7 protein-coding genes are annotated in these 8,082 nt (G+C 43.8%); all 7 read left to right on the top strand.

The features are described from left to right. The first annotated feature begins 400 nt into the window (after window positions 1-400). On the top strand, window positions 401-1,375 hold the full coding sequence (locus tag GYO_RS31515) for an acyltransferase domain-containing protein (protein ID WP_014113850.1): 975 nt from the start codon (window positions 401-403) through the stop codon (window positions 1,373-1,375). Next, on the top strand, window positions 1,372-3,654 hold the full coding sequence (gene fabD / locus GYO_RS31520) for an ACP S-malonyltransferase (RefSeq protein ID WP_014113851.1): 2,283 nt from the start codon (window positions 1,372-1,374) through the stop codon (window positions 3,652-3,654). The genes GYO_RS31515 and fabD overlap by 4 nt, the downstream gene beginning before the upstream one ends. 88 nt (window positions 3,655-3,742) lie before the next feature. After that, window positions 3,743-3,991: an acyl carrier protein gene (locus tag GYO_RS31525; RefSeq protein ID WP_014113852.1), complete on the top strand. Its 249-nt coding sequence runs from the start codon at window positions 3,743-3,745 to the stop codon at window positions 3,989-3,991. Continuing rightward, window positions 3,969-5,216 carry a polyketide biosynthesis malonyl-ACP decarboxylase PksF gene (gene pksF, locus GYO_RS31530; protein WP_014113853.1) on the top strand — a complete coding sequence of 416 codons (1,248 nt, stop codon included), beginning with the start codon at window positions 3,969-3,971 and terminating at the stop codon, window positions 5,214-5,216. Before GYO_RS31525 ends, pksF begins: the two co-directional genes overlap by 23 nt. Next, on the top strand, window positions 5,217-6,479 hold the full coding sequence (gene pksG, locus GYO_RS31535; protein ID WP_014113854.1) for a polyketide biosynthesis 3-hydroxy-3-methylglutaryl-ACP synthase PksG: 1,263 nt from the start codon (window positions 5,217-5,219) through the stop codon (window positions 6,477-6,479). Beyond that, complete coding sequence (locus GYO_RS31540; RefSeq protein ID WP_080010078.1) at window positions 6,467-7,246, top strand: enoyl-CoA hydratase/isomerase; 780 nt, start codon at window positions 6,467-6,469, stop codon at window positions 7,244-7,246. Before pksG ends, GYO_RS31540 begins: the two co-directional genes overlap by 13 nt. 41 nt (window positions 7,247-7,287) lie before the next feature. Beyond that, window positions 7,288-8,037: a polyketide synthase gene (locus tag GYO_RS31545; RefSeq protein ID WP_014113856.1), complete on the top strand. Its 750-nt coding sequence runs from the start codon at window positions 7,288-7,290 to the stop codon at window positions 8,035-8,037. The last annotated feature ends 45 nt before the right edge of the window (window positions 8,038-8,082 follow it).

Here is an 8,082-nt window from a genome sequence, read left to right on the forward strand (position 1 = left end):
TTTCTGAATGAATAAGTTTATATACTGTTACATAAAGAGGCTGATAAAACATATCCGCACGATATTTGAACTATGTCCAGTCAGCCGGCATATCATGACAGACCATCGCTCTCACATCAAGATGGCCTTCTATTTAACCGCACCCAAATCATAGAGTCGATGTTCTTTGCTGATCCTGTCATTATGTTATATCAATTTTGAGATATCAACATACACCTAGACCACTTCAAATAGAGCCGCATCCAGAGCACCAAAAGCAATCCTCCTAAAAGTTGATTCTTCTTATTTTTTACATTATGTCTTTTCAATTAAATATTACATTTCACTCGCTGCTGTGTATTGTATACATTGAGAGAAATCTAAATAGCCGTCATAAATATAAAAAAAGTAGGTTATGCATATGAATGAACCGCTCGTTTTTATGTTTTCCGGACAAGGTTCCCAGTACTATCATATGGGGAAGGAATTATTTAAGGAAAATATCGTGTTTCGTCAATCGATGCTTGAAATGGATGCCATTGCAGCGCAGCGAATCGGAACATCCATTGTTGAAGAAATTTATCATCCGGCTAAACGTGTGGCGGAACCGTTTGACAGCCTTCTTTTTTCCCACCCTGCAATCTTTATGGTTGAGTATTCTTTATACAAAGTTTTAGAAGATAGGGGAATCTATCCTGATTACGTATTGGGATCAAGTCTGGGAGAATTCACATCGGCCGCTGTTTCAGGTGTGTCAGACGCAGAGAATATACTGGATTGCATACTTGAACAGGCTATAGTCATCCAAAAATCTTGCGATAAAGGGAAAATGCTTGCCATTCTTGATAAACCGCAATTACTGAATGATTATCCGCAGCTGTTTGGAAATAGTGAACTCATTTCTATCAATTATGATTCGCACTTCGTCATTTCTGGTGAAGAAGAAAACATAAAGCAGATCATGGAGGCTTTAAAAGAGAAACAGATTCTTTGCCAGCTGCTGCCTGTGTCTTATGCCTTTCATTCTTCGCTTATTGATCCGGCAGAAAGCGCCTATGCAGAATTTTTGAGATCAATCTCTTTTAAAAAACCTTCAATACCGGTTATATCGAGTTTAACGGGAAGCTGCCTTCACGAAATGGACAAGCATTTCTTTTGGAATGCGGTCAGAGAGCCAATGAAATTTCGCGAAGCGATTCGATATTTGGAAAGCCAGCATACATGCCGGTTTATCGATTTAGGTCCGTCCGGCACCTTAACTGCTTTTGTGAAACAGCTGATCCCGGGAGATTCAACTAACCGCTGCTGCTCGATTATGACACCATTTCATCAGGAGCTGAAAAATCTGAATACGGTTGAGTGTTTCCGTAAACCAGAAAGGAAGTTTGCAAGATGATTACATATGTTTTTCCAGGGCAAGGCTCCCAGCAAAAGGGGATGGGACAAGGGCTATTTGAACACTATCAGGATTTGACTGACCAAGCAGATCAAATATTGGGCTATTCAATAGAAAAGCTCTGTACCGAAAAATCCTATTTGGATTTAAACCATACCCAGTACACGCAGCCGGCTTTGTACGTCGTCAATGCACTCAATTATTTGAAGAGGGTAGAGGAGACCGGCAGAAAACCTGATTTTGCGGCCGGACATAGCTTAGGAGAATACAATGCGCTGTTTGCAGCGGGTGCATTTGATTTTGAAACAGGATTAAGACTTGTCAAAAAAAGAGGCGAACTGATGGGACGAATTACAGGAGGCGGAATGGCTGCTGTGATCGGCTTGAATAGGGAACAAGTTACAGCCGTTTTAGAAGAGCACCGTCTCCATGACATTGATGTGGCAAATGAAAATACGCCCCGGCAAATTGTGATTTCCGGCCAAAAAAAAGAGATTGAAAAAGCCCGAACGGTTTTTGAAAACACCAAGGATGTAAAGCTGTTTCATCCTTTAAACGTAAGCGGAGCTTTTCATTCCAGATATATGAATGAAGCAAAACAGGAATTTAAGCAATTTATTGACTCATTCCATTTTAGGCCTTTGGCTATCCCGGTTATCTCGAATGTCTATGCAGAGCCGTATCGTCAGGACAGGTTAAAAGAGACGTTATCTGAACAAATGGACAGCACAGTGAAATGGACGGGCAGCATACGTTTTCTGATGGGAAGAGGAGAAATGGAGTTTGAAGAGATCGGGCCTGGAACTGTGTTAACCGGCCTCATCCATCGTATTAAAAATGAAGCAGAACCGTTAACACATGCACCCGAAAAGAAACATGCTTCAAGTCATCCAGAAGCTGCTGACCATCGACCTAATGTTCAAGCTGGGATTACGGCAGAGTCATTAGGAAGTGATGAGTTTAAACGGGATTATCATCTTACATATGCTTATCTTGCAGGAGGAATGTACCGCGGCATTGCTTCGAAAGAAATGGTAGTAAAGCTGTCAAGAGCGGGAATGTTGGGGTTCTTTGGCACAGGCGGCCTGAGCCTGAATGAGGTTGAAGATGCCATCCTCACCATTCAAGGGGAGTTAGGGGAAGGACAAGCCTATGGCATCAATCTCGTCCACAATATGAAACATACTGAATCAGAAGAAAAAATGATTGATCTGTTATTAAAGCATCAAGTGAGAAATGTAGAAGCTTCAGCATTTTTAAGTGTCACTCCCGCATTGGTAAGGTATCGCGCAAAAGGAGTGAAACGAAACCACAATGGTGAAATTATACGCTCAAATCGTATCATTGCGAAAATATCACGGCCGGAAGTTGCAGAATCATTTCTGAGTCCTGCGCCTGAGAATATGCTGCAAAAGCTTTTAAGAGAAAATAAAATCACTGTGAATGAAGCTGAATTATTACGGTGCATTCCGATGGCTGACGATATTTGTGTGGAAGCTGATTCAGGCGGTCATACAGATGGCGGTGTAGCATACAGCCTGATGCCGGCGATGACATCATTAAGAGATGAAATGATGAAAAAATATCAATATCCGAAAAAAATAAGAGTTGGTGCAGCTGGAGGAATTGGAACGCCTGATGCAGCGGTGGCAGCTTTTATGCTTGGTGCGGATTTTATTGTTACAGGCTCAATCAATCAATGTACGGTTGAGGCGGCAACAAGTGATAAAGTAAAGGATTTGCTTCAGCAGATGAATGTACAAGATACAGCCTATGCGCCTGCAGGCGATATGTTTGAATCGGGCAGCAAAGTGCAAGTGCTGAAGAAAGGCGTGTTCTTTCCAGCGCGGGCAAGCAAATTATATGAACTGTACCAGCGATATGGGTCAATACGTGAGCTGGATGCAAAGACGTTGACTCAGCTTGAAGAGAAATACTTCAAACGCAGTATAGAAGATATATATGAAGATATTACATTACATTATCCCGCGGCAGAAATTGAGAAGGCTGAACGAAATCCGAAACATAAAATGGCTCTGATTTTCAGGTGGTACTTCAGATACAGCTCCAACTTGGCAATCAGCGGAAGCGAACATTCGAAGGTCGATTATCAAATTCACTGTGGTCCGGCTTTAGGAGCTTTTAATCAATGGGTCAAAGGATCGGAATTAGAAAACTGGCGCAATCGCCATGTGGATGAGATCGGAAAAACATTAATGACAGAAACGGCAGCATTGCTTCATGAACGGATGCAATCAATGTATCAACCTTCGTATTAATCAGATAGCAGAAGATCAATAGTTAGAATATTGCGTAAATATACCTATAAAAATGGCTAAAATGATCCCTTGAAGGAGAGAGCGCGTTATGGATAAACAGAGAATCTTTGAAGTGTTAGTCACCAATATTTGCGAGGTACTTCCTGAATTAGACGGACACAGTTTTGCGCCTGAAGATCAGTTAGTTCAGTTAGGAGCTGACTCTGTAGACAGAGCAGAGATTATCACAATGGTGCTCGAGGATCTATCATTAAAAATTCCCCGTATTGAGCTGTCCGGGGTGAAAAACATTGGCGAATTAGCTGAGGTGCTTTATGACAAAGTGCAATCTGTCTGAGGTGGTGGTGACCGGTGTAGGCGTCACTGCCGCCATTGGTCAAGGGAAAGAGGACTTTGCTTCCTCGCTGCTGTCTGGCAGGCATGCCTTTGATGTCATGAAGCGTCCAGGCAGACAAAAAGACAGCCAGTTTATCGGAGCTGAAATTGCGTCATTGTCCTATCCCGACCGACTCTCTAAAAAATTGTTGCGAAAAGCGTCATTTTCCAGCCGTGCTGCATTGGTAACTCTCTCAGAGGCTTGGGAGGAGGCTAAATTAGACGATACCGATTCTGCACGTATCGGACTTGTAGTCGGTGGATCAAATTTTCAGCAGAGAGAAACCTTACAGCTTTATGAAAGTTATCAAGATCGCCCTGGCTTTATTTCGCCGTCGTATGGCCTGTCTTTTATGGATAGCGACCTTTGCGGGCTATGCACAGATCAGTTTGGCATCACGGGCTTAGCTTATACGGTGGGAGGAGCCTCCGCCAGCGGCCAATTAGCAGTCATTCATGCGATTCAGCAAGTCTTATCAGGTGAGGTTGATGTTTGCATAGCACTGGGTGCATTAATGGATCTTTCTTACATGGAATGCGAAGCGCTCAGGGCTTTAGGCGCTATGGGAACGGACAAATATGCTGATGAGCCTGAAAAAGCGTGCCGCCCCTTCGATCAGAACAGAGACGGGTTTATTTATGGAGAATCATGCGGCGCATTGGTGATAGAACGAAAGGAGACGGCTGTACGCCGAGGTGTTAAACCTTATGCAGCATTGTCTGGATGGTCAATCAAACTAGACGGGAACCGGAATCCCGATCCTTCTTTAGAAGGAGAGATTCATGTCATCCAGGAGGCGCTGGAGCGTGCAGGTCTTTCACCAGAAGAGATTGATTATATTAATCCCCATGGAACAGGTTCTTTTATTGGAGATGAAATTGAATTAAAGGCACTGCATGCATGCCGGCTTTCCCATGCTTATATAAATGCAACTAAATCGATAACCGGGCACGGCCTTAGTGCTGCGGGCATTGTAGAGATTATTTCTGTTCTGCTGCAAATGAGAGAATTTGCCCTGCACCCGAGCCGGAATTTGGATCATCCGATCGATGATTCCTTTCATTGGGTAAATGAGAAATCGATTTCATACCGCATCAAAAATGCGCTGAGCTTAAGTATGGGGTTTGGCGGAATGAACACCGCGGTTTGTATACAAAACATTGAGAAATGTGGAGGCGAATCATAAATGGTTTCAGCCGGAATAGAAGCGATGAATGTCTTTGGCGGAACGGCATACCTTGATGTCATGGAACTGGCCAAATACAGACACTTAGATACTGCCAGATTTGAAAATTTATTAATGAAAGAAAAAGCGGTAGCACTGCCTTATGAAGATCCAGTAACCTTTGGAGTCAATGCAGCTAAGCCGATTATTGATGCTTTATCCGAAGCAGAAAAAGAACGGATTGAATTGCTGATCACTTGCTCTGAATCCGGGATCGACTTTGGGAAATCGTTAAGTACATATATCCATGAATATTTAGGACTTAACCGCAACTGCCGTTTGTTCGAGATTAAACAAGCATGTTATTCAGGAACCGCGGGATTTCAGATGGCGGTGAATTTTATATTATCCCAGACTTCTCCGGGTGCCAAAGCACTGGTTATCGCCAGTGATATTTCACGTTTTTTAATCGCTGAGGGCGGAGACGCTTTAAGTGAAGACTGGTCTTATGCCGAACCGAGCGCCGGAGCGGGAGCGGTGGCTGTTTTAGTAGGCGAAAATCCCGAGGTGTTTCAAATAGATCCAGGAGCAAATGGCTATTACGGCTATGAAGTGATGGATACCTGCCGTCCCATTCCCGACAGTGAAGCGGGAGATTCTGACCTGTCTTTAATGTCATATCTGGATTGCTGCGAACAAACCTTTCTGGAATACCAAAAACGTGTACCCGGTGCGAGTTATCAGGACACGTTTCAATACCTTGCTTACCATACACCATTTGGCGGGATGGTGAAAGGTGCGCACCGAACAATGATGCGCAAGGTGGCGAAGATGAAAACAGCTGAGATTGAAACGGATTTTTTAAATCGGGTTATGCCAGGTTTAAACTACTGCCAACGGGTTGGAAATATTATGGGAGCTGCCTTGTTTCTGGCATTGGCAAGCACGATAGACCAAGGGCGGTTTGATTCGCCTAAACGAATCGGCTGTTTTTCCTACGGATCAGGCTGCTGTTCTGAATTTTACAGCGGAATTACAACTCCGCAAGGCCAGGAGCGCCAGCGCTCATTTGGCATTGAGAATCATTTAGATCGCCGGTATCAGCTCTCTATGGATGAGTATGAGCTGCTGTTTAAGGGGAGCGGGATGGTGCGGTTCGGGACACGCAATGTAAAGCTGGATTTTGAGATGATACCGGGCATCATGCAGTTTACAAAAAAGAAGCCGCGCTTGTTTTTAGAAGAAATTTCTGAGTTTCATCGGAAATACAGGTGGATCTCGTGACCTATCAAACGATAAAGGTCCGCATTCAAGAGTCGGTTTGTTATATCACATTTCACCGTCCTGAAGCGAATAATACGATTAATGACACACTTATTGAAGAATGTTTACAAGTGTTAAACCAATGTGAAACATCATCAGTTACGGTTGTTGTTTTAGAAGGGCTTCCCGAGGTATTTTGCTTCGGCGCGGATTTTCAAGAAATCTATCAGGAAATGAAAAGTGGCAGAAAACAGGCAAGGTCCCAAGAGCCTCTCTATGATTTGTGGCTGAAATTACAGACCGGACCTTATGTCACGATTTCGCATGTCAGGGGAAAAGTGAATGCCGGCGGCCTTGGATTCGTATCGGCCACAGATATTGCCATTGCTGATGAAACGGCGTCATTCAGTCTCTCTGAGCTGTTGTTCGGTCTGTATCCGGCTTGTGTTTTACCGTTTCTGATCCGCCGGATTGGCAGACAGAAAGCACATTATATGACCCTGATGACAAAGCCGGTTTCCGTTCAGGAAGCCAGTGAATGGGGATTAATAGATGCGTTTGATGCTCAAAGTGAGGTTCTGCTGAGAAAGCATTTATTGCGTTTGCGGAGGCTGAATAAAAAGGGAATCGCGCGTTATAAACAGTATATGAGCTCACTTGATCATCAGGTCAGCCATTCGAAAACCCTCGCTTTAACTGCAAATCAAGACATGTTTTCTGATCCTCAAAACCAAATGGGACTCATCAGGTATGTTGAAACAGGGCAATTTCCATGGGAGGATAAGTAATCATTTGAAACGTTGACAATCAGAACCGTTAGGAGGACATCATGACGCATTCTGTTGTAGAGCTCATCGAAATCGAGCCCGCCATTATTCAGGTAAAGATGCATGACCGCACTCATAAAAACGCGTTTTCACAAGAACTTACAGATGGTTTAATTCAAGCGTTTGAATTCATTCGTCAGCAACCCAATTATAAAGCGGTCATTTTGACAGGATATGATAATTATTTTGCTTCAGGAGGAACGCAAGAAGGTCTGCTTCGAATTCAGCAGGGATTAACCAAGTTCACGGATGACAATCTTTATTCTCTGGCGCTGGATTGCGAGATTCCGGTCATTGCGGCCATGCAGGGCCACGGAATTGGAGGCGGCTTTGTCATGGGGCTCTTTGCTGACATTGTCATTTTAAGCAGAGAGAGTGTGTATACGGCTAATTTTATGAAATACGGATTTACGCCTGGAATGGGCGCTACCTTTATCGTGCCTGAAAAACTGGGATTCAGCCTGGCCCAGGAAATATTAATGAATGCGGGCAGCTATCGCGGAGCTGATCTTGAAAAAAGAGGGGTTCCTTTTAAAGTGCTGCCCCGAGCGGAAGTAGTAGATTATGCGGTGGAGCTGGCGCATGAACTGGCGGAAAAGCCGAGAAACTCATTGATTACATTAAAAGATCATTTGGTGGCCCCGCTTCGTGAGCAGCTGCCGCGCGTCATAGAACAGGAAGTGATAATGCATGAGAAAACATTTCATCATGACGAAGTCAAAACGAGAATCAAAGGTTTGTATGGAAATTAACTGAGAATCTACATAAAAATTCGCAGGTGAAATGGAGGCAGCGCG

The sequence above is a fragment of the Bacillus spizizenii TU-B-10 genome (genome assembly GCF_000227465.1).
Lineage (GTDB): Bacteria > Bacillota > Bacilli > Bacillales > Bacillaceae > Bacillus > Bacillus spizizenii.